Genomic DNA, 21,871 nt, shown 5'->3' on the forward strand with positions numbered 1-21,871 from the left:
GGTTGATATAGTAGTATTGAGACAGAATGAAAACTGAAAGAGGGTAAGAAGTATGTGTGGTTTTGTAGGATGTTTATGTGAAAACCCTAGAGGGTTTTCAGAAACAGAAAAACATCAATTTGAAAATATGAACACGATGATTTTCCACCGCGGTCCAGATGACGAAGGATATTTTCGTGATGAACATGTACAATTTGGCTTCCGCCGTTTAAGTATCATTGACTTAGAGGCAGGACATCAGCCGCTAACTTATGAAAATGATCGATATGTAATTATTTTTAATGGTGAAATTTACAATTATGTAGAACTACGTGAAATGTTACTTGAAAAAGGTGCAACTTTTGCTACACAATCTGATACAGAAGTTATTATTGCATTGTATGCACATATGAAAGAAAAATGTGTAGACTACCTTCGTGGTATGTTCGCATTTATGATTTGGGATCGTGAAGAAAAGAAACTTTTCGGTGCACGTGACCACTTCGGTATTAAACCTTTATACATCGCACAACAAGGTGATACTACATTCTTCGCATCTGAGAAGAAAAGTATTATGCATGTAATGGAAGACAAAGGGGTAAACCCAAAGTCATTACAACACTACTTTACGTACCAATATGGTCCAGAGCCAGAAACATTAACAATTGATGTTAACAAAATTGAGCCTGGTCATTACTTCGTAAAAGAAATCGGTAAAGAGATGGAAATCCATCGCTACTGGAATCCTTATTTCAACGCTTCAAGCGCAACGAAAGAGGAGCATATCCAAGCAATTCGTGATGTATTATACGATTCTGTAAAAGTACATATGCGTAGTGATGTACCAGTAGGTTCTTTCTTATCTGGTGGTATCGATTCATCTATTATTGCTTCTATCGCAAGAGAAATGAATCCAAATCTATTAACATTCTCTATTGGTTTCGAACAACGCGGTTTCAGTGAAGTTGATGTTGCGAAGGAAACTGCTGAGAAATTAGGAGTTAAAAACCATAACGTATTCATTACAGCGCAAGAATTTATGGATGAGTTCCCAAAAATTATTTGGCATATGGATGATCCTTTAGCGGATCCAGCAGCTGTACCATTGTATTTCGTTGCGAAAGAAGCGCGTAAACATGTAACGGTTGTTCTTTCTGGTGAAGGTGCAGACGAGCTATTTGGTGGATATAACATTTATCGTGAGCCAAACTCTTTAAAAATGTTCTCTTACATTCCTAGCCCAGGAAAGAGTGTTCTAAAGGCATTAAGTGGTGCTCTTAAAGAAGGGTTTAAAGGAAAAAGCTTCTTAGAGCGTGGATGTACGCCAATCGAAGAGCGTTACTATGGAAATGCGAAAATCTTCCGTGAAGAAGAGAAAGCTGAATTAATGAAGTATTACGATGAAAGTGTTAACTATATGGATATCACAAAACCATTGTATAACGAAATTAAAGATTATGATGATGTAAGTAAAATGCAGTACATTGATATGTTCACATGGTTACGCGGCGATATTTTATTAAAAGCTGATAAAATGACGATGGCAAATTCATTAGAACTTCGTGTACCGTTCTTAGATAAAGAAGTATTTGACGTTGCATCTAAAATTCCGACAGAATTTAAAATTGCAAACGGAACAACGAAAGCTATATTACGTGAAGCTGCCCGTGGAATTGTTCCGGATCACGTGTTAGATCGTAAAAAGCTTGGATTCCCAGTACCAATTCGTCACTGGTTAAAAGATGAAATGCACGATTGGGCTGTAAATATTATTAAAGAAAGCAAAACTGAGCATTTAATCGAAAAACAGTATGTATTAAACTTACTGGAAGCACATTGTGCAGATAAAGGCGATTATAGCCGTAAAATTTGGACTGTACTTGCGTTTATGGTATGGCATCAAATTTATGTTGAGCATAAATACGATACGAATAAGTTCCACGAAGAAACAAAGCGTGCGTATAGCTTAGTTTAATAAAAAACCTTAAGGTCGCATTCGATCTTAAGGTTTTTTTCATAAATTGCATTTATTATTGATACAATAATAGTAAAAGGATGGACAACATATGATTACGTTTGAGAAAGTAAATATAGAAAATGAAAGCGCTGTAAAAGAAATGTTTCACTCACACAGCTTAGATGAGAAAAAGGTTCAGTATTGTGTAAAAGTTGATGATACATATATTGGTGTAATAGATTATAGCGTTCAAGAAGAGAGTGCTATTTTGTCACAGTTAATTATTCATTTTGATTATCAAGGTTATGGATACGGGACAAATACGTATTTTACATTTGAAGAAATGATGAAACAGAGAAATGTGAAAGAAATAAAAGGATTGCAAGAGATGTTTACTGAACAAGCTAAATCTTTCATAGAGGGATCTGGTTTTATTGAGGAAAATGGAATATATGTAAAGAAAATATAGTGAATATTGATTGCTTGATGAAATGAATATGGGGTAGGTGAACGTATGACAATGACTGCTGGTCTTGCATTAGTTGGAAGTTGCTTTATTGTAGCAGAGTTATGCCAGATTTTCATTCGAAAAAAAATGTATAAGAAGAGAAGGCCATATGAATTACAATATATACCTGTGTTTGTAATTTTGTTTTGCATGTTATTTGTATTACAAAACGCATCTCATTTCCCGCCTCTTTTGAACATCTTTTTGAAGTTTGGTTTGCTATATAGCGGTGTTGGAATGTTCCTTTTGTGTCTTTTATTTTGCGTACGTTACATCCACTATCAATCATACATATTCATTTTAAATTGGTTAAAAAAAAGTGATAGAACCCCCCTTACATAAGGGGGGTTTTTATTTGTACTTGTAACGGAACTTGTACAATTAGCATAAAATAGGACGAGTAGAAATGAAAGCTTATTACAATAAAGAAAGGAACGAAAAAGATATATGAAACTTGTTATAGACGCAGGGCATGGTGGATATGATTCTGGTGCTGTTGGTAATGGGTTAGTGGAAAAAGAGTTAACGCTTCAAATTGCTAGACGTGTGCGAGATATTTTATCTGCAAATTATCCAATCAATATTAAAATGACACGTGATAGTGATGTATTTATCTCTTTATCAGAACGTGCTAATATTGCTAATTCATTTGGTGCAGATTATTTTATCTCATTTCACATTAATAGTGGCGGTGGCACTGGATTTGAAAGTTATATTTACAACGCGCTATCTAATAGTAGTTCCGCATATGAAAAGCAACAAAAAATGCATGCAGCAGTCAATCCTGTATTAACAAAATACGGCCTTCGTGATCGAGGAGCAAAAAAAGCAAATTATGCGGTACTAAGAGAGACTGCAATGGATGCAATTTTAACCGAGACTGCTTTTATTGATACAACGTTTGATGCTAATTTATTGAAAAACCCACAATTTATTGAAGATTTAAGTCAAGCATATGCAAACGGAATAGCAGCTATTTTTGGAGTAGCTCCAAATCCGAATCCTCCAAATCCACAACCTCCAAATCCTCAGCCAACACCACAAACGAAGGGGATTGCTTATATCCTTGGGAAAAATGTGAATTTAAGAAGTGGTCCATCAACGTCTTCTTCGGTTATTCGTCAACTAAACTCCCCAGAATCGTATGTCGTATATCAGGAAAGTAACGGATGGTTAGACTTAGGAAATGGACAATGGGTGTATAATGACCCTTCGTACATTAATTTTGTAAAGACGAGCAATAGTGATGGAAGCGCAATTGGTGTCGCATATATTCAAGGAACGAATGTGAATTTAAGAAGTGGTCCATCAACATCTTCTTCAGTTATTCGTAAATTAAATAAACCAGAATCTTATTTAGTATTTATTAATCAAAACGGTTGGTTGAACCTTGGTGGAAATCAGTGGGTGTATAATGATCCATCATATATTAAATATAATCAATATTGAAAAATATAATTGAACATGTCTCCATCTTATTGCTGAAATGATAAGATGGAGACATGTTTTTGTATTACTTATGTTATTTGTTGACTGGAATAATAATTACTTTCTTATGGTCATTGATTTTTCAAATGTTTCGAATGAAAAAATGAGGGTTAAAGACGGATATATATGTATTTCGAATGGGGAAGAGTGTCTAAATTATATATATTTAAAAAGTTTTCTGATAGATGTATTGACAATATGTAAGATATACATTACTCTTTTAAATGTTATTGATAATCACTTTCAACTAGGAGGACATATGACACGAACTAAAAATATGCTTATACTTTGTATTATGTTACTAATGGTCATAATCGCAGGGTGTGGTAAAGAAGAGAAGAAAGAAAACGATACATCGGTAAAGGCAAAAGATTCATATAGTATCAAGCATGCAATGGGCGAAACGACAGTAAATGGGACACCGAAAAAAGTTGTTGTTTTAACAAATGAAGGTGCGGAGGCACTTTTAGCTGTCGGAGTAACGCCAGTTGGAACTACAAAACCACGTGCTGGTGATGAATGGTATCCTCATTTAGCGAAAGAGTTAAAAGATACGAAAGTTGTAGGAACTGAGCGTGATATTAATTTAGAGGCAGTTATGAAGCTTAAGCCGGATTTAATTATCGGGAATAAAATGCGTCATGAAAAAATATATGAGCAATTGAACGAAATAGCGCCAACTGTATATGCTGAAACATTGCGCGGGGATTGGAAGGAAAATTTTACGCTCTATACAAAAGCTGTAAATAAAGAAAAAGAAGGGCAAAAGGCTCTTGAAGATTATAAAAAACGTATTAAAGGAATACAAGAGAAGTTAGGAGATAAATTGAATTCTAAAGTTTCTATTATTCGCTTCGTACCAGGTGATGTTCGGATTTATCAGAAAAACTCATTCTCAGGTGTTGTTTTAAATGATATTGGATTTAAGCGACCACCACTACAAGATAAAGATGAATTTGCGATAAAAGGAATTACAAAAGAGCAAATTCCGAATATGGATGGGGATTACTTATTTTACTTCACATCTGATAAAGATACAGATAAGAATAACGAAGGAACCACGTTAGCAAAAGAATGGACAGAAGACCCACTCTTTAAGCAGCTACAGGCTTCTAAAGACAATAAAATATTCCAAGTGGATGAAGTAATTTGGAATACAGCAGGTGGTATTAAAGCTGCAAACTTAATGCTAGATGATATTGAAAAATATTTTTTGAAATAAATGAATGGTTGAGTGCATCACTTTAAATAGGTGATGTACTTTTTTGTTGAGTTAAATACAGAAAATTCCTTCTTTTAAGTGTGGATAAGTTGTACAATAAAACCAATCATGGAATAAAGGAGTGGGAAGGAATGAAAGCTACTCATAAAGATTGGATTTTGTTTAACGGAAGAATTGTAAATACGAAAGAAGAACAGCCAATGGTTGCGTTAGAAGAGCGAGGACTCCAATTTGGTGATGGCATATATGAAGTATTTAGGCTATACGATGGGAAGCCTCATTTATTAGACTTACATTTGGAACGCTTTTTTAAATCTATGAGGGAAATAAATATTGTTCCGCCGTTTACAAAGGAAGAGTTAGTTGAAGAACTTCATCAAATGATTGAAAGAAATCAATTTCAAGAGGATGGGAATGTGTATCTTCAAATATCACGTGGAGCTCAAGCTCGAAATCATGTGTATGAAAAAGATTTACAGCCAACATATTTTGCGAATATTGTTTCGTTTCTAAGGCCTACCGCTACTATGGAACAAGGAATAAAGGTTACTGTAGAAGAGGATATACGCTGGAAGTTCTGCCATATAAAATCTTTAAACCTTCTACCTAATATCATGATTAAAAATAAAATAAACGAGCAAGGGTATCAAGAAGCGATATTAGTACGAGATGGAGTTGTAACAGAAGGGTGTCATTCGAATTTCTTTATGGTGAAAAATAATAAATTAGTTACACATCCGGCCGATAATTTCATTCTACACGGTATTACTCGCCACTACGTTATTACATTAGCAAAAGTTTTACATATTGAAGTAGAAGAGCGTGAATTCTCATTGCAAGAAGTATACGAGGCTGATGAATGTTTCTTTACAGCGACACCACTTGAAATATTCCCTGTTGTTCAAATTGGTGATGAGAAGTTTGGAAGCGGCGAAAGAGGACCAATTACGAAAAAACTACAAGCTGCATATGAAGAAAGTATTAGTTTGTTTAAAGTGACAAATTAATAATGAGGAAAAAAGCTGGTATTCCCCCAGCTTTTTTTCATGATATAATTCAACCATAGGACAAGTTTTGAAAACGCTGTAAAAAGGGGATTTAATGTATGAATTATGAAGATTTTAAAGAAGTAATTCACGGTAGACGAAGTGTTAGAAAGTTTACAGAACAAGAAGTATCCACTAGTGATATAAAAGAAATTATTGATTGTGCTCGTTATGCACCGAGTGACACGAACTCACAAACGTGGGAGTTCTTGGTCATTATGAATCGAGAGAAAATTAAAGAAATTGAACAAATGACATGGGATGCATTACATAAACTCGCAGCAAGGGCGGCAGAAAATGGAGAAGAAAAAGCAGGTAAGTTATTAACACGTTCATTTGGACCTTATGCAACTGCTTTTTCGGAGGCGCCAGTGTTAATTGTATGTTTAGCAACGCCTTACGAGTCAAAATTTCGTGAAAAGATATTTGATCCAATTGCCTTCGTTCCTGATTCAGTATGGGAAGAGGAAGGAATTAAGAGTAGCTGTTTAGCAGCACAAAACTTAATGCTGGCTGCACATGCGAGAGGACTTGGCACTTGTCCAATGACAGGACCTGTATTATTAGCTCAAGATGAACTGCGAAAATATTTACAAATTGAGCCTCAAAAACAAATCAATATGGTAATTTCACTCGGCTATCCGAAAGATAAGCCGAAGAAACTTTCTCGAAAAGAAGTAGATGAGATCACAACATTTATTTTTTAAATGCTATGTGGAAAAGACATTGAAATAACAATGTCTTTTTATTTTGAGTGGATATTTTTTTAATGAATTGGGCTAAAATGATGAATAAGGTGAAATTACTATTTATTTCTTTAAAAAAATTAATGTTCTTAAAATGAAAGTATGGTACAGTAATCGTGAGCAAGCTAATATTTGTTCATGAAAGTGTTAAAAACTAGTTTTAAAATTAAGAAGTTATTTTTGTATAATAAATTATAATGAAATTACAGGGGGGATGAATTTTGAAGAAATTCATAATCACTGGATTGTCTGTATTGTTATTAGTAGGCTGTGGTGCTCCAAAGGAAAAAGAAGATGCACAGTCAAATCAGGAAGAACAAGTTGTAAATGCAAGTGATGAGAATATGGTCGTATTTCCGGAAGGAGCAGTGCCAATCGGAGAAGGGAAAGTAAAAGTAACTACGCCAGATGGTACTTCTGAAAATGGCAATATACCGACTGTATTTATCAAAAAAGATACTTTAATTCAGCAAGTTGAATTAGAACTTTCTAATTTTCAAAACGATAAAGAAACATTCGTATTTGTAGATCAAATATTTGCAGATAAACATCAAGTAACTAGTACAACACAGACAACAGTACAATTAAAAGAAAAGACACTTGAGACAGGTAGTCATACGATTACTGCAGCTCAGTTTGAAAACAATGACCCGAAAGGAAAAGTCATTAGCTTTAATCAAGCGACGTTTGAAACGAAGCCTGCGTCTTAATTATGGATAAAAAGTACATTACTTAAAGTGGTAGTGTACTTTTTAATTTGGATAGAAGTAGGTTGTTGAGAATAATTTGTTTCACTTTCTAGTACGTATGAATAGTAAGAAATTACTCTTTACTACTACGAAAGTGAAAGAGGTTGAAGATGTGAATCGGTTTGTTCGTATCTAAATTAAGTTAAGTTATCAAATCCATGACTTGATAATAGGAACTGTATGTTTTGTCATTGTGTACCGATTGTAGGATAAACTCGGATTAAGGTAAGTATTGAGAGGGAAATGTAGGTATTTCATTTGTAATGTCGAATAGTACATACGATGTCGTAATAACAAATTTTCTATTGTTTACTGTGAAACAGAAGAAGGAGAGATTGTAGTTATGAAAAGAGCTCTTATAAATATTGATTATACATATGATTTTGTAGCTGAAAAAGGTGCTTTAACTTGCGGAAAACCAGGTCAAGAAATTGAGAAGGAACTTGTGAGTGTAACGAAACAATTTATTGAAAAAGGTGATTACGTAGTATTTGCGATCGATAAACATGAAGACAATGATGTATATCATCCTGAAGCTAAGTTATTCCCACCTCATAATATAGCAGGTACAAATGGAAGAGACTTGTTTGGTGAATTACAAGATGTATACGAAAAATATAAAAATGCTGAGAATGTATACTATATGGACAAAACACGTTACAGTGCTTTTGCAGGAACGGATTTAGAAATGAAGCTAAGAGAAAGAGGAATAGAGGAAGTGCATCTTGTAGGTGTATGTACAGATATTTGTGTCCTTCATACAGCAGTAGATGCTTATAACAAAGGGTTTCAAATTGTGGTTTATGAAAAAGCAGTAGCATCTTTTAATGCGCAAGGACATGAATATGCACTTGGACATTTTAAATCTTGTTTAAATGCAGAAGTGAAGTAAAAAAAAGAGGCCTTCAAAAAGGTCTCTTTTTCACATTTAAATAGAAACGACTTGCTGTTGAATTAACTTTTTAATGAACGGGCTAATGTTTTCTGGTAGCCCATTTAAATCAAAAAATTGTACATGTAATGATTCAACTCCATCAGCTTTTAGCAAGCCACCTTTAATGTCTTTGCAAAGGTAAGCGATTGTTATAGGATAAAATTCATCTCCGTTCGCTAATTTCACAAAAAACTCTTTACCTGAAAATACACTTACTAACTGAAGTGTACCAATTTCAATACCTGTTTCTTCAAGCACTTCTCGTCTTCCGGCTTCTTCTGTGGATTCACCAAGTTCCACAAAACCTCCAGGAACACCCCACATGCCATTTCGTCTTTGTTGTAGTAATATTTGTTCTTGATCATTTAAAACAGCTACAGCAACTCCTGCTAGATTAAGTGGTCGTGATCCAACAAGCTCTCTTAGTTCTTCAATATATCCCATTGTTTGTAACCTCCGTGAGAAAAAAAGTATCAAATGAAATATTCGGTGTTATGTGAATATTTTCCTTGTAACGAGGTGAGTATTGCGGACTTAAAAGAAAGTCGTTTATAAAAAATTCTATTGTAATATCCCTTTAGGGGATTAAAAAGGGTTATAGTAAATAGAAAAGGACATCTGAAGTTGAAAGATTGATTAAAGGGTTATATTGTTGAAGATGAACAATGAATACAAATACATAGTTAAGAAAGTACGATTTAAGATCAGGATAAAAGATGTTTCGAAAACAAGTGTTGAGATGATAAATACGTATTTAAAATAAAGTAGCTCTGTATGAAATTTTCATTAGTAAGGAAGTGGATGGATGAGTTTATTAACGTATACTGAAGAGTTTTTTAATTATGTAAGGGAATTTTTACTTTTAAGGTTTTTACTATTTGCTTTAGTTCTTATCATTATTTCTTTTGTTATAAATCGCATTATTGATTGGTTTTTTAGAAAATCAAGCTTTTTTGATGAAGAGGTAGAGCAGACGATTCAAAGTGTAATTCGATCTATTTTTAGGTATATCATTATCATCAGTCTGATCATATATTTAATTAGTCAATTTGTAGATATAAAAAGTATTATTGCAGGCGCAGGGATAGCGGGAGTTGTCATCGGTTTTGCTGCACAACAGATGCTAAAAGATGTAATATTAGGCTTCGCAAGATTAGCGGACAAAGAGTTTCGTGTTGGCGATTTTGTTACTTTTAACGGAACAAATTCAGGAACCATTGAGGAAATTAGTATTCGTTTTATGCAAATTCGTGAATGGTCAGGAAAACTCCTTACCATACCACACGGAGAGATTAGAACGATACAAAATTTTAATAAAGGATGGATGCGAGTTATTGAACGCATCACGGTAAGTTATCAGGAAGATCCTACAAGAGTTAAGGAATTGTTAGAAGAGGTCTGTGTTATGTGTAATGAAAAATTGGATCAAAGTCTTTATAGAGTAGAGGATGAAGCTGTTGAACCATTTAAATATGTTGGAGTTACGGACTTAAATCCTAACCTTAAATATGTTGGATATGAATTTTGTATTACAGGTTTGATTAAACCGGAAGATTATTTTGAAACTTCAAGGCAAGTAAGATTTGAATTAATGTCTATGTTCCATAAAAATCAAGTACAAATGCCAGCAGCGAATATGTTCGTTACTACTGAAAGTTTACAAAATATCCATGTGGGACAATCTTTATCAGACAGTTAATGAAAATCAGCTAATTTCTGTTTTGGTTTAGAATTTAGATTTGCAAATCAGCAGATTTGAATGAAATGTATGGGATATCTCCGAAAAAAGAGCTGAAGGAATTCGGTTCTTTTTTTGTTTGTAGTATTTAGAAATTTCTTAATGTTATAATGATAGTTGGTGATGAGAATGAACATAGATGAAAAAGAGATGCATCGTTTAGAAGCATTAAAAGAAATTGCTGAGTTACTAAATGAAGCAACAAACTTACAGGAAATGTTAGGGAAAGTGTTACATACATTATTACAAGTTATGAATTTACAAACAGGGTGGATATTCTTTATTGATGAAAGTGGAAAGCATCGTATGCTTGTAGACCAAAACTTACCCCCAGCTCTTACGTGGCAGGAAAAGAAGCCGATGTGTGAAGGAGATTGTTGGTGTGTAGAACGTTTTGTGAATGGAAGATTGGAAAAAGCGACAAATATTATTGAATGTAAACGAATAGAGGATGCGATTGAATGTAATTGGGGCGAGACAGAAGATGTTACGCATCATGCGACAATCCCGCTAAGATCTGGATCAGAGAAATTTGGTCTATTAAATGTAGCCTCGCCTCATAAAACACATTTTTCTGAGGAGGAGTTAGCGTTATTAGAAGCGATTGCATTTCAAATTGGAACGACAATACAACGTATTCAATTAGTTGAGAAAGAACGAAAATATGTAGTAGTAGCTGAAAGAAATCGACTTGCACGTGACCTACATGATTCCGTTAAACAATTGTTATTTTCAATTATGCTAACAGCGAAAGGGACTCTAAATATGACGAAGGATAGAGACTTGCAAGAGATGTTAAGTTATATTGGAGAATTATCACAGGAAGCATTGCAGGAGATGACACTTTTGATTTGGCAATTAAGGCCTGAAGGATTAGAGAAAGGTTTAGCAGAAGCGATTCAAAATTACGGAAAACTGTTAGGGATTCAAGTGGAAGTTCGAATTGATGGAATGGTTTTAATTGAAGATGAAATAGAAGAAGTTTTATGGCGTATAAGCCAAGAGGCATTACATAATTGTAAAAAGCATGCTTCGTGTGAAAAAGTATGTGTTCATTTAAGGATTGAAGATAATAAGTTGCACTTTTACATAGAAGATAACGGAATAGGATTTATACAGGATCAAGTAAGAGAGTCAGCACTTGGTTTGAAAAATATGAAAGAACGAATTGAATTAATGAGGGGAATTTTTCGAATAAAAGCAGAACCGGAAAAGGGGACAAAGATAGAAATTCAATTACCGGTTTGAGAGGGAGAACATCAGTGAAAATTAAATTATTACTTGTAGAAGATCATCATATCGTTCGAAGGGGACTCGTATTCTTTTTGAAAACGAGAGAGGAATTTGAAATTATTGGGGAAGCAGAAAATGGTGAAGAAGCATTAACATTCGTCCAAACAGAAAGGCCAGATGTAGTATTAATGGATTTATCAATGCCGAAAATGGATGGTATTGAAGCGACAAAACGCATAAAACAATACGATGAGACAATAAAAATTCTTATGCTCAGCAGTTTTTCAGAACAAGATTACGTTTTACCAGCATTAGAAGCTGGGGCAGATGGTTATCAATTAAAAGAGGTGCAGCCAGATCAACTCGTTGCGTCAATTGTTGCGGTATATCAAGGAAATGCGAATTTTCACCCGAAAGTAACACCTGCACTATTAGGACGGTCAGCAGTCAAGAAAGAAAAAGAGAATCCTTTTTCCATGTTAACGAAAAGGGAGCAAGAAGTACTTCGTGAAATTGCGAAAGGAAGGAGTAATAAGGAGATTGCAGCGGCGCTTCATATTACAGAACAAACGGTTAAAACACATGTTTCTAACGTATTGGCTAAATTGGAAGTAGATGACCGCACACAAGCTGCCTTATACGCAGTAAAGCATGGGGAAAACTAGAAATAAGTATGAATAATTGTGTCATATGCTACGGAAGAATACATATGAGAAATTAAAATGTATAGAGATGCCGAATAAAGGTTTTTCTTCTTTCGATAATTAGGTACAATAAAGTGAAACTTTAATCAGTGGGGGGGCCATCCCCACTGATTATTAGTTGAACCAATCGGGTTTTTACGGGCAGTTGATCTCCCACCTAACTCCCTTGCATTCATCGAATTTTGAGGTGGGAGTCTTACTGCCCGTTAATACGGGATAAAGCTACTATGGAAGGGGAAGATACGCTATGCCTGGTACAAAAAGTGGGATTGGAAAGATTCAGGCTTCGTTAAATGGTTTATCACCGAAATTACGAAGTATTGCCGAACATATTTTGAAACATCCACAAGATGTTGTACATAAATCGATTACGGAATTAGCGGAAGTTACGAATAGTTCCGAAGCAACGATATTCCGCTTATGCAAACACTTAGGTTTTCAAGGGTTCCAAGACTTGAAAATTACATTAGCTCGTGAGATTGTACATACCCCGATGCAAAATATTCATGAGGAAGTATCGGTAGAAGATAATATGGTCACTGTTGCTAAAAAAGTTTTTCATTCACATATTACAGGACTGCAAGATACATTACATTTGTTAAACGATAACGCGTTGGAACAGGCAGTAAGTGCGCTGAATGAAGCGAAACGAATTGAGTTTTATGGAAATGGTGGGTCGGGTATTATTGCGATGGATGCTTATCATAAGTTTATGAGAACGGGTATTTCTTGTATTGCTCATACGGATTCTCATTTTCAAATTATGGGAGCTGGCTTGCTGACAAAAGAAGCAGTGGTCATTGCAATTTCTCATTCGGGTAGTAATAAAGGATTACTTGAAGCATTAGAAGTAGCAAAAGCAAGAGGAGCTCGCATTATTGCGATTACGAGCTATCAAAAATCGGCATTAAGCCAACTTGCTCATATAACGCTATATACTTCGACGCGTGAGACTGAATTTCGTACAGAAGCAAGTTCATCACGATTAGCGCAGCTTAGTTTAATAGATACTTTGTATGTGGGTTTGTCGTTGCAACGACAGGAGGAAACACTGCAAAATTTACAAAGCATACGTGAAACAATTTCAATGAAGCGAATATAAAAAGCTCTTCAAATGAAGAGCTTTTTAGTTTGTTGATATATCCTCAAGATCTACTTGTCCGTAGAAATACGCAACATGTTCATCTTTAGCCTTTTAATTAGTTTTATCCCGCTATTTGCGGGCAGTAAGACTCCCGTCTCAAAATTAGGAACAGGCGAGGAAGTTAGGTAGGAGAGTAACTGCCCGTAAAAGCCCGATCGGTGATATCCCATCACAATCAAGCTAAGAAAAGTAAATACCCCAAGATGAACTACAAAAAAATTGTTTGAAACGTTTTACTTATAGTCATAATCTCCCATCTTTACAACCATTCATTTTTTCTAACCTCTATATACTTCACATTTAAAATCAAAAGAATAGCTTGATAAATTCAAATGTAGATATAATAAAGTTTCAGATTTTCCTTTTAAATACATCAAAAATCCTTTATGTAATAATTCGAATATTGTTCAATATTTCGCAATTTGTTTATAAAATTCCATGTTATGATGAACCTGTAATGATGATTGAACACTTAAATTTGGTACAATAATTAGCCAAAACAGTGAGGACAGAATTTGTGAGATGAACTCATTAAAACTCTAAAACACTAAAGGGGAGATCACATATGAAAGCAGTAGTAGTTAATAAAAACAGCAAAGCAAACATTGAAGTTATTGAAAAAGAATTACGTCCGTTATGCTCAGGCGAAGCGTTAGTAGATGTAGAGTATTGTGGAGTTTGCCACACTGACGTACACGTTGCGAATCATGATTTTGGTAATACAGATGGCCGCATCCTTGGTCATGAGGGTGTAGGTATTGTTACGAAAATTGCTGATGATGTTACTTCACTTAAGCTTGGTGACCGTGTAAGTATTGCATGGATGTTCCAATCTTGTGGACGTTGTGAATATTGCGTAACTGGTAGAGAAACATTCTGTCGTGAAGTTAAAAATGCTGGTTATACAGTAGATGGTGGTATGGCTGAACAATGTATCGTTACAGCTGATTATGCTGTGACAGTACCAGAAGGATTAGATCCTGCTCAAGCATCATCAATTACATGTGCAGGCGTAACTACATATAAAGCTATTAAAGTATCAGATATTAAACCTGGTCAACCTATCGTAATTTATGGTTGTGGTGGATTAGGTAACTTAGCTATCCAATATGCTAAAAATGTATTTGGTGCAAAGGTAATTGCAGTAGATATTAATGACGACAAATTAGCATTGGCAAAAGAGGTTGGTGCTGATATGACTATCAATCCAATTTCTCAAGGTCCTGCTGATAAAGTTGTTCAAGAAACATTTGGTGGCGCTTATGCTGCTGTAGTAACAGCCGTTTCTAAAGTAGCATTCAACTCAGCGGTTGATGCAGTACGTGCCTGCGGTAAAGTAGTTGCGGTAGGTTTACCAGTAGAAACTATGGATTTAAACATTCCACGACTTGTACTAGACGGAATTGAAGTAGTTGGCTCTCTAGTAGGTACTCGTAAGGATCTCGAGGAGGCATTTATGTTCGGTGCAGAAGGAAAAGTAGTACCGGTTGTTCAAACTTGTCCTTTAGATGAAGTACAAGGTGTATTCGAAGAAATGGAACAAGGTAGAATTCAGGGACGAATGGTAATTGATTTTAAACAACACAATTGTGATTGCAAATAATTCACTTTAAATATAAAAAGCATGAGTCTAGCAAAGGACATTAAAAAAAGTTAGACGGCATAAAGAAGATGATCCCTGTATTCTGATATGATCCCCTTATAGTAGACAGTTGAAAGAAAGTTACTTTACTGTTTATTATGGAGGGGATTTTTTATGGGGAAAATTAGAAGAACTTTTTCAATTGATTTTAAAATGAAAGCTATTGAATTGTACTTACATAGAGGAATTGGAAGTAAGCTAATTGGAAAGGAATTAGGAGTTACATATTCAGTTGTAGATAGATGGATTAAAAAATATAAAAATGAGGGTATTCTGGGCCTACAAGAAAAACGTGGAAGATCTAAACAAACAAATGAAATAAGTCAAGATGCTAGAATACAACGATTAGAAGCGGAAAATGCATACTTAAAAAAGCTATTAGATACGAAAAGGGGGATGAGATCAAAAAAAGTAAATCAGTAGAATATGAGGTCATTCATACCTTAAAACAAAATTTTTCAATTGTATTGCTTTGTGAAATTGCAGGTGTTTCAAGAAGTGGATATTATAAGTGGAAAAAAAGAATCAACAATCCCTCTGAAAAGATGAAAGAGGACCAATTTATCATGTCTAAAATAGGAGAATGCGAACGAGATCCAGATATAAATGGCAGCTATGGTTACCGAAGAATTTGTATATGGCTCAAAAAGTATTATGGTTTACAGGTAAATCACAAAAGAGTATATCGTTTAATGAGGAGAATGGGGCTACAAGCTAAGATTCGAAAGAAAAAGTGGCGGCATTTTGGTTTAAAAGAACAATGCGTCGTGTCGGAAAATCTGTTAAACAGAGAGTTTTCAACTACAAGACCAAATGAAAAATGGGTTACAGATATAACTTATCTTACCTTTAATAATAAGCGCATATATCTTTCAGTGATACTAGATCTTTACAATAACGAAGTTGTGGCCTACCAAATGAGCGAATACAACAATTTAAAATTAGTTACAGATACAGTCAATAAAGCCTTAAGAAAAAGAAAAGCCTGCGAAACAGTATTACATAGCGACCGAGGTTATCAGTATACGTCAAAAAAATATAACCAATTACTTAAAAAGCACAAAATAACTGTGAGTATGTCTAGGAAGGGAAATTGTTACGATAATGCATGTATAGAGAGCTTTTTTAGTCATTTTAAGGCAGAATGCTTTTATAGACATACCTTTTATGAAAAGGCAGAAGTTTTTAAGGCCACTAAAAGATATATAAGCTATTACAATAACAAAAGATTTCAAAAAAGATTAAACAACCTTAGTCCTATTGAATTTGGAACTAAGGCTGCTTAATGAAAAGGCACCTAATCTATTACTGTCTACTTGACAGGGGTAAGACCATTCAACAGGGATCATCTTCTTTATATTCTACTAATATCAATGCCAATTAATACTTGATTGATGAGACATGATTAAAAGTTCACTTTATTTGCAAACGAAAAAGAATCTTTATGTTTAACAAATTTTTTATGATCTGGAACGGTTTGAATTGCTACAACTTGCGAATCTCTTGCTTTCAGTGCATCTTGAATCCCGATTGTCATAAGCTTAATAAATAGAATCGTAATAAAGAATGAAACGAGAGTATAAAAAATAATCCACCATGACAGATTCATTTCATAACGATTTAATCCAATAAGGCCTGCCCAATCATTAGATAGAGAAACAGGTTTGAGCACTCCGTCATAGAGTTCACGCATTTGTATGCCGCCAATTACAATATCAAGCAACGCTAAATGGATAACGAGTATGAGTGTTTGGACGATATGTTCCATGAATAACACAAATAAGCGGTCAAGTAATAAGACTCGTAAGTGTTTTTTGATAATATGAAAACGGCTAGCACCCAGTAATTGTGAACTTAAAATGTAATCTTGTTTCATAAATTCATCAACCTCTGAGGATATATATAAAGAAAGTGTAGGCAGAGCCACGAAAATAAGTACGAGTACTTGATAAAACGTAAATGAAATATTTGGATCTAATCTATCAGCATTTGATGTGATTACGATATTAACGGGCGTGATGAGTATGAATGCGATAAATAAAGTTGGAATATAATAAAAAACTTCTGAGCATGCCTGGAAAAATCTCTTGAATTTTGGAGCATATAAACTTAAGAGGATTCCTATACATGTTCCGCATAAAATTCGAAAGAAGCTAATTGCCACGGCTAATAAAATGGTGAATTTTGCTCCTTCTACAATTTGTAAGAAAACAGACTCTCCAAAACGATCAGTTCCAAAAGGCGGCATTAACGATGGCGGAAAGGGGGCCTTTCCAAGTAATTCGTTATTGTCATTGTAAAGTAACTGAGGCGGTTTTGGGATGTTATCTTTAAAGAACCAACTATAAATAAAACTAGCTGAAACAAGTATGAATAGATAAGTAAAGCCGATTAAAAAGCGTTTTGATTTCCAAATAGATTTCATAATGCTGCTCCTTTCAATTGCTTTTGCCATCTATTCATCATGAGAGAGATTATTTGAAAAATGGCATAAAACGGTAAAATAATCATTACAAGTATGATAAATGCAGCTGGAGGTGAAATAAACGCCTTTTTAAATAAAAATTGAATAATGCCTTCCATATTAAAAACAAATTCTAAAATGAATAAGTTAGAAAGTAAGAAAACAAAAATCGTTTTTAAATGATGGAAGAAGTGGATAGATATATTTTTGAATAAATGAATGCATAGTATATAACTTGATGAAAGGCCTTTTCCATATGCAACCTCTACGTAATGTTTTCCATGTTCTTCTTTTATGTATAACACCATCATCCGAAACATTTGTAATGTAGGTAAGACTGCTAAAGATAAAATAGGGAGTAAATAAGCTCGATTTTCATTAAAAGAAATAATGGTGACAGGAGATTCCCCGAATTTCTGAAGTACCCATATGAAAAATATTTGCAAACAAATCATCATCATCATATCAGGGATAGCTTCTAATATGAATACAATTCGGTTTATCCATTTTTTTATATAATCTTTTGCTAAAAAATAAAAAAATGCCATACTAGATGATAGAAAGAGCGCAAGAAAAAAGGCTATAAATAATACAGTAAATGAATATAGGTAAGGTTCTAAAACAGTTGGAAATAATGGTGTCTTTTTGAAACTACCAAATTTTGGATCTGATCCTATAACTACTAATGATGCAGGTGAGAAAACCTGTTTTAACATAGTAACGATCTGATTAAAAAAATGAATTGGTTGAAAAGTGAATCCCTGTTGAGTGATAAATAAATAAGGTAAATTTAGTAATAGTAAGAGTGATAAAAGAATTGATGAAAGTTTTATTGTGAATTGAGATATTTTATTTAACATTAAATCCCTCCGACATCTTTTTACAACATTATACAATAAAGTTTATATTTTGTTTTGATTTTTCTGAAAAATATAAATACTATTAGATTTTATAGTATGGAACATATATTTACAAGGTAAAAAAGTGATAGTAGGGAGCCGTGCTCTATGTCCATCAAGATAAAAGGACTAGTGAACCTAAAGCAATAAAAAGAGCAAAATGCACAAAATTTACGTATTGGTGGTAATTGCTTTTCTTAACTTGATAGCGATGTGACCCCTAATAATGAATATTGCTTTTCAACTCCTTTTTCATGCAAATGAGTAGAAAGTATGGAAGGACTATGTATGTGTTGTTAATGAGAGGAAAAGAGTGTGTTGCGAAACGAATATAATGCAACTTTACCGCACGGAAAAGCTAATTTTAGTTTGTAAATGAAATGAAGGGGTTTATTTTTTTGTTATGAAAAAAATTTTCTTTATAAAACTTGATTTATGAAAAAATATTTTATATACTAATTCATGTAAACGGTTTACTAGATCGCATTTTGCTAGAAACGAAGGGAAGATTCGCATGGAAACAAGGGGGAGAGTAATCGGGATTGACATCGGTACCACTAGTACGAAGACGGTTGTATTCACTGAAAAGGGAAAAGTCGTTGCTTCACATGCAATTGATTATCCAATCATTCAACCGAACGTCGGATGGGCGGAGCAAGATCCTGATGTAATATGTGCTGCTGTATACAAAACTGTAAGCGTCGTCATCGAGAAGGGTAATGTGTTACCGGAAGATATTTCTTCTATCGGGATTAGTACAGCAATGCATGCCTTAATTGCAGTAGATGAAAACGGTGCGCCGTTAACGCGCTCTATCATTTGGGCAGATAATCGAAGCACAAAACAATCAGAAAAACTTTTACAACAAATGAATGGTCATGACATTTATAGAAGAACTGGTACACCAATTCATCCGATGTCACCACTTTCTAAGTTACTGTGGATGAAAGAAGAAGAATCGGATTTATTCAGAACTGCTCATAAATTTATTTCTATTAAAGAGTATGTCATTTATCAATTGTTCTCACGCTATGTAGTTGATTATTCTATCGCATCTGCTACTGGGTTATTTAATTTAGAAACATTAAACTGGGATGAAGATGTTTTAACTATGTTAAATATGTCACCAGAACAATTATCAACACCTGTACCGACTACATATATTTTATCGGGAATGAAGCCGGAATTAGCACAAAAGATGGGGATTAGTGAGGATACTCCAGTTGTTATTGGTGCAAGTGATGGTGTTCTTGCAAATGTAGGTGTCGGTGCAATATCACCTGGCTCAGCTGCAATTACGATTGGAACAAGTGGAGCAGTTCGAACAATTTCATCAAGTGTTAATACAGATGAAAAAGGAAGAACTTTTTGTTACGCATTAACAGATGAGCACTGGGTAATCGGTGGACCGACGAATAATGGCGGGATTTTATTAAGATGGCTACGTGATGAATTCGGTAGTCCAGAGCAAGAAGTTGCAAGGAAGCTTGGGATTGATCCTTATGATTTATTAATTAAGTATGCAGAAAGTGTACCAGCTGGAGCAGAGGGATTGCTATTTTTACCGTTTTTATCTGGAGAACGTGCACCCTACTGGAATGCAAATGCTCGTGGTACATTCTTCGGTATAAACCTTCAGCATAAACGTGAGCATTTCATACGAGCTGTCATGGAAGGAGTTTGTATGAGTGTGTATTCAGTTGCACTTGCCATTCGTGATTGTACGGGGCCACTTTCTGAAATACGTGTTTCAGGAGGCTTTGCAAAGTCTGCATTTTGGAGACAAATGTTATCTGACATGATGGGGAAAGAATTGCTTGTTCCAGAAAGTCATGAAGCATCTGCGCTTGGGGCAGCGGCACTTGCTTTGTATGCAATTGGGAAAATTGATTCGCTTGAAGAGGTGAAGGATTGGATTGATATTGTCCATCACCATGTACCGAATAAAGAAAATACGGCTTTATATTTAGAGATGTTTTATATGTATGAACGACTTTACAATCGTTTGAAAGAAGAATTTGATTGTATAGCTGCTTTCCAACGTAAACAATAGGGGGATTGGGAGAAATGGTAGTTGGGATCATACTAGCGGCTGTTGTCATATTACTTTTACTAATTACGGTAGTAAAATGGCATCCATTTGTCGCGTTAATTTTAACAGCAATCGGTGTAGGGCTAGCAATGGGGATGCCCTTAATTGGAACTTCACCACAACATCCAGGGATTATCGATTCTATTAAATTAGGTCTTGGTAATACGTTAGGATTTTTGGCGATTGTTTTAGCTTTAGGAACAATGCTTGGAAAAATGATGGCTGAGTCTGGCGGTGCTGAACGAATTGCTAACACATTAATTGGACGTTTTGGGAAAAAGCGTGTTCACTGGGCAATGATGTTCGTTGCATTTATAGTAGGGATTCCGGTATTTTTCCAAGTTGGATTTGTACTATTAATTCCGTTAGTATTTACAATTGCGTTAGAAACAGGGGTATCACTTATTACAATCGGTATTCCGCTAGTAGCAGGTCTTTCGGTTGTACACGGACTTGTTCCACCGCATCCAGCAGCTATGGCAGCGGTAGGTATATTTAAAGCAGATGTAGGGAAGACAATTTTATATGCATTAATTGTCGGACTTCCAACTGCAATAATTGCAGGTCCGCTTTACGGGAAATGGATCGGTGCTCGTATACATAAAGAAGTACCATTAGATATAGCGGAGCAATTTATTGAAAGAGATAAGAAGAAGGAACTTCCTAGCTTCGGAAATACATTGTTTACTATTTTACTTCCAGTATTTCTTATGTTAGGTGCATCGATAGCGGAAGTAGCATTAAATAAAACAAGCCAACTTGCACAAGTATTGCACTTTATTGGAGATCCAATAGTCGCATTATTAATTGCAACGATATATTCTTTCTTTAGTCTTGGCTATGCAAAAGGGTTTTCTAAAGACAAAGTCTTACAAGTCACAAATGATTGTTTAGGCCCAATTGCAAACATACTGTTAGTTATCGGTGCAGGTGGCGCCTTTAATAAAGTGTTATTAGATTCTGGAATTGGAACTACAATTGCGGAGATGGCGAAAGAATCACATATTTCACCAATATTATTAGGGTGGGGAATTGCTGCACTTATTCGAATCGCGACTGGCTCTGCTACTGTTTCCATGATGACAGCAGCAGGAATAGTGGCACCGATTGCGGCAAGTACACCAGGAGTGAATGTAGAGTTACTGGCACTTGCAACAGGAGCAGGGTCATTAATATTATCACATGTGAACGATTCTGGATTTTGGATGATTAAAGAGTATTTCGGAATGACTGTGAAAGAAACATTATTAACATGGACTGCAATGGAGACAATACTATCTGTTGTAGCACTTGGACTGATTTCGTTATTAAATATATTTGTATAGA

The 21,871-nt window shown here is 34.8% G+C and carries 21 protein-coding genes; 18 read left to right on the forward strand and 3 right to left on the reverse strand.

Features of this window, described 5'->3' with window-relative positions:
* The first annotated feature begins 52 nt into the window (after positions 1-52).
* The 9 genes from asnB (at position 53) to MHB76_RS10885 (ending at position 8,587) form a co-directional block, all read left to right on the forward strand.
* Positions 53-1,954: an asparagine synthase (glutamine-hydrolyzing) gene (gene asnB / locus MHB76_RS10845; protein ID WP_002148240.1), complete on the forward strand. Its 1,902-nt coding sequence runs from the start codon at positions 53-55 to the stop codon at positions 1,952-1,954.
* Between the two features lie 91 nt (positions 1,955-2,045).
* Entirely contained in the window at positions 2,046-2,405 is a 360-nt protein-coding gene (locus MHB76_RS10850) for a GNAT family N-acetyltransferase (protein ID WP_078173689.1), read from the forward strand.
* A gap of 45 nt (positions 2,406-2,450) precedes the next feature.
* Entirely contained in the window at positions 2,451-2,786 is a 336-nt protein-coding gene (locus MHB76_RS10855) for a hypothetical protein (RefSeq protein WP_078173688.1), read from the forward strand.
* 105 nt (positions 2,787-2,891) lie between these two features.
* Entirely contained in the window at positions 2,892-3,893 is a 1,002-nt protein-coding gene (locus MHB76_RS10860) for an N-acetylmuramoyl-L-alanine amidase (RefSeq protein WP_002202142.1), read from the forward strand.
* Positions 3,894-4,191: 298 nt separating this feature from the next.
* Positions 4,192-5,154 carry an ABC transporter substrate-binding protein gene (locus MHB76_RS10865; protein WP_078173687.1) on the forward strand — a complete coding sequence of 321 codons (963 nt, stop codon included), beginning with the start codon at positions 4,192-4,194 and terminating at the stop codon, positions 5,152-5,154.
* A 131-nt stretch (positions 5,155-5,285) separates the two neighbouring features.
* Positions 5,286-6,161, forward strand: a complete 876-nt coding sequence (gene dat / locus MHB76_RS10870) for a D-amino-acid transaminase (protein WP_078173686.1) — start codon at positions 5,286-5,288, stop codon at positions 6,159-6,161.
* Positions 6,162-6,259: 98 nt separating this feature from the next.
* Positions 6,260-6,907, forward strand: a complete 648-nt coding sequence (locus MHB76_RS10875) for a nitroreductase family protein (protein ID WP_002157999.1) — start codon at positions 6,260-6,262, stop codon at positions 6,905-6,907.
* 260 nt (positions 6,908-7,167) lie between these two features.
* Entirely contained in the window at positions 7,168-7,656 is a 489-nt protein-coding gene (locus tag MHB76_RS10880; RefSeq protein WP_002157997.1) for a hypothetical protein, read from the forward strand.
* A gap of 382 nt (positions 7,657-8,038) precedes the next feature.
* A complete protein-coding gene (locus MHB76_RS10885; RefSeq protein WP_078173685.1) occupies positions 8,039-8,587 on the forward strand; it encodes a cysteine hydrolase family protein in 549 nt (182 codons plus the stop codon).
* 36 nt (positions 8,588-8,623) lie between these two features.
* Here MHB76_RS10885 and MHB76_RS10890 read toward each other — a convergent pair whose 3' ends face one another.
* Entirely contained in the window at positions 8,624-9,073 is a 450-nt protein-coding gene (locus MHB76_RS10890) for an NUDIX hydrolase (protein WP_078173684.1), read from the reverse strand.
* A 361-nt stretch (positions 9,074-9,434) separates the two neighbouring features.
* Here MHB76_RS10890 and MHB76_RS10895 point away from each other — a divergent pair, with 361 nt between their 5' ends.
* From MHB76_RS10895 to MHB76_RS10925, 7 genes are all read left to right on the forward strand, one after another.
* Entirely contained in the window at positions 9,435-10,328 is an 894-nt protein-coding gene (locus MHB76_RS10895; RefSeq protein WP_078173683.1) for a mechanosensitive ion channel family protein, read from the forward strand.
* A 189-nt stretch (positions 10,329-10,517) separates the two neighbouring features.
* Positions 10,518-11,615 carry a GAF domain-containing sensor histidine kinase gene (locus tag MHB76_RS10900; protein ID WP_242476377.1) on the forward strand — a complete coding sequence of 366 codons (1,098 nt, stop codon included), beginning with the start codon at positions 10,518-10,520 and terminating at the stop codon, positions 11,613-11,615.
* Positions 11,616-11,629: 14 nt separating this feature from the next.
* A complete protein-coding gene (locus tag MHB76_RS10905; RefSeq protein WP_002157992.1) occupies positions 11,630-12,265 on the forward strand; it encodes a response regulator in 636 nt (211 codons plus the stop codon).
* Positions 12,266-12,551: 286 nt separating this feature from the next.
* Entirely contained in the window at positions 12,552-13,406 is an 855-nt protein-coding gene (locus MHB76_RS10910) for a MurR/RpiR family transcriptional regulator (protein WP_078173681.1), read from the forward strand.
* A 607-nt stretch (positions 13,407-14,013) separates the two neighbouring features.
* Positions 14,014-15,051, forward strand: coding sequence for an alcohol dehydrogenase AdhP (gene adhP, locus MHB76_RS10915; protein WP_078173680.1), 1,038 nt, complete (start codon positions 14,014-14,016; stop codon positions 15,049-15,051).
* Between the two features lie 153 nt (positions 15,052-15,204).
* Positions 15,205-15,513 carry a helix-turn-helix domain-containing protein gene (locus MHB76_RS10920; RefSeq protein ID WP_078175295.1) on the forward strand — a complete coding sequence of 103 codons (309 nt, stop codon included), beginning with the start codon at positions 15,205-15,207 and terminating at the stop codon, positions 15,511-15,513.
* Positions 15,492-16,376 (forward strand): IS3 family transposase, encoded by an 885-nt coding sequence (locus MHB76_RS10925; RefSeq protein WP_254866035.1) that lies wholly within the window; start codon positions 15,492-15,494, stop codon positions 16,374-16,376. The genes MHB76_RS10920 and MHB76_RS10925 overlap by 22 nt, the downstream gene beginning before the upstream one ends.
* Before the next feature lie 119 nt (positions 16,377-16,495).
* Here MHB76_RS10925 and MHB76_RS10930 read toward each other — a convergent pair whose 3' ends face one another.
* On the reverse strand, positions 16,496-17,515 hold the full coding sequence (locus MHB76_RS10930) for an ABC transporter permease (protein WP_078174249.1): 1,020 nt from the start codon (positions 17,513-17,515) through the stop codon (positions 16,496-16,498).
* Positions 17,512-18,414, reverse strand: coding sequence for an ABC transporter permease subunit (locus MHB76_RS10935; RefSeq protein ID WP_199709551.1), 903 nt, complete (start codon positions 18,412-18,414; stop codon positions 17,512-17,514). Before MHB76_RS10935 ends, MHB76_RS10930 begins: the two co-directional genes overlap by 4 nt.
* A gap of 553 nt (positions 18,415-18,967) precedes the next feature.
* Between MHB76_RS10935 and gntK the strand changes: the two genes are divergently transcribed.
* Positions 18,968-20,506: a gluconokinase gene (gntK, locus tag MHB76_RS10940; protein ID WP_078174247.1), complete on the forward strand. Its 1,539-nt coding sequence runs from the start codon at positions 18,968-18,970 to the stop codon at positions 20,504-20,506.
* A gap of 14 nt (positions 20,507-20,520) precedes the next feature.
* Positions 20,521-21,870 carry a GntP family permease gene (locus tag MHB76_RS10945; RefSeq protein WP_002157986.1) on the forward strand — a complete coding sequence of 450 codons (1,350 nt, stop codon included), beginning with the start codon at positions 20,521-20,523 and terminating at the stop codon, positions 21,868-21,870.
* Position 21,871 lies beyond the last annotated feature (1 nt).

The sequence above is a fragment of the Bacillus sp. FSL M7-1345 genome (assembly GCF_038006985.1).
GTDB classification, from domain to species: Bacteria; Bacillota; Bacilli; order Bacillales; family Bacillaceae_G; genus Bacillus_A; species Bacillus_A cereus_U.

What these genes read in the sequence shown, in the direction of transcription:
- asnB (WP_002148240.1), top strand. Translation starts at nt 53, where the DNA reads ATGTGTGGTTTTGTAGGATGTTTATGTGAAAACCCTAGAGGGTTTTCA.
- MHB76_RS10850 (WP_078173689.1), top strand. Translation starts at nt 2,046, where the DNA reads ATGATTACGTTTGAGAAAGTAAATATAGAAAATGAAAGCGCTGTAAAA.
- MHB76_RS10855 (WP_078173688.1), top strand. Translation starts at nt 2,451, where the DNA reads ATGACAATGACTGCTGGTCTTGCATTAGTTGGAAGTTGCTTTATTGTA.
- MHB76_RS10860 (WP_002202142.1), top strand. Translation starts at nt 2,892, where the DNA reads ATGAAACTTGTTATAGACGCAGGGCATGGTGGATATGATTCTGGTGCT.
- MHB76_RS10865 (WP_078173687.1), top strand. Translation starts at nt 4,192, where the DNA reads ATGACACGAACTAAAAATATGCTTATACTTTGTATTATGTTACTAATG.
- dat (WP_078173686.1), top strand. Translation starts at nt 5,286, where the DNA reads ATGAAAGCTACTCATAAAGATTGGATTTTGTTTAACGGAAGAATTGTA.
- MHB76_RS10875 (WP_002157999.1), top strand. Translation starts at nt 6,260, where the DNA reads ATGAATTATGAAGATTTTAAAGAAGTAATTCACGGTAGACGAAGTGTT.
- MHB76_RS10885 (WP_078173685.1), top strand. Translation starts at nt 8,039, where the DNA reads ATGAAAAGAGCTCTTATAAATATTGATTATACATATGATTTTGTAGCT.
- MHB76_RS10890 (WP_078173684.1), bottom strand. Translation starts at nt 9,073, where the DNA reads ATGGGATATATTGAAGAACTAAGAGAGCTTGTTGGATCACGACCACTT.
- MHB76_RS10895 (WP_078173683.1), top strand. Translation starts at nt 9,435, where the DNA reads ATGAGTTTATTAACGTATACTGAAGAGTTTTTTAATTATGTAAGGGAA.
- MHB76_RS10900 (WP_242476377.1), top strand. Translation starts at nt 10,518, where the DNA reads ATGCATCGTTTAGAAGCATTAAAAGAAATTGCTGAGTTACTAAATGAA.
- MHB76_RS10910 (WP_078173681.1), top strand. Translation starts at nt 12,552, where the DNA reads ATGCCTGGTACAAAAAGTGGGATTGGAAAGATTCAGGCTTCGTTAAAT.
- adhP (WP_078173680.1), top strand. Translation starts at nt 14,014, where the DNA reads ATGAAAGCAGTAGTAGTTAATAAAAACAGCAAAGCAAACATTGAAGTT.
- MHB76_RS10920 (WP_078175295.1), top strand. Translation starts at nt 15,205, where the DNA reads ATGGGGAAAATTAGAAGAACTTTTTCAATTGATTTTAAAATGAAAGCT.
- MHB76_RS10930 (WP_078174249.1), bottom strand. Translation starts at nt 17,515, where the DNA reads ATGAAATCTATTTGGAAATCAAAACGCTTTTTAATCGGCTTTACTTAT.
- MHB76_RS10935 (WP_199709551.1), bottom strand. Translation starts at nt 18,414, where the DNA reads ATGTTAAATAAAATATCTCAATTCACAATAAAACTTTCATCAATTCTT.
- gntK (WP_078174247.1), top strand. Translation starts at nt 18,968, where the DNA reads ATGGAAACAAGGGGGAGAGTAATCGGGATTGACATCGGTACCACTAGT.
- MHB76_RS10945 (WP_002157986.1), top strand. Translation starts at nt 20,521, where the DNA reads ATGGTAGTTGGGATCATACTAGCGGCTGTTGTCATATTACTTTTACTA.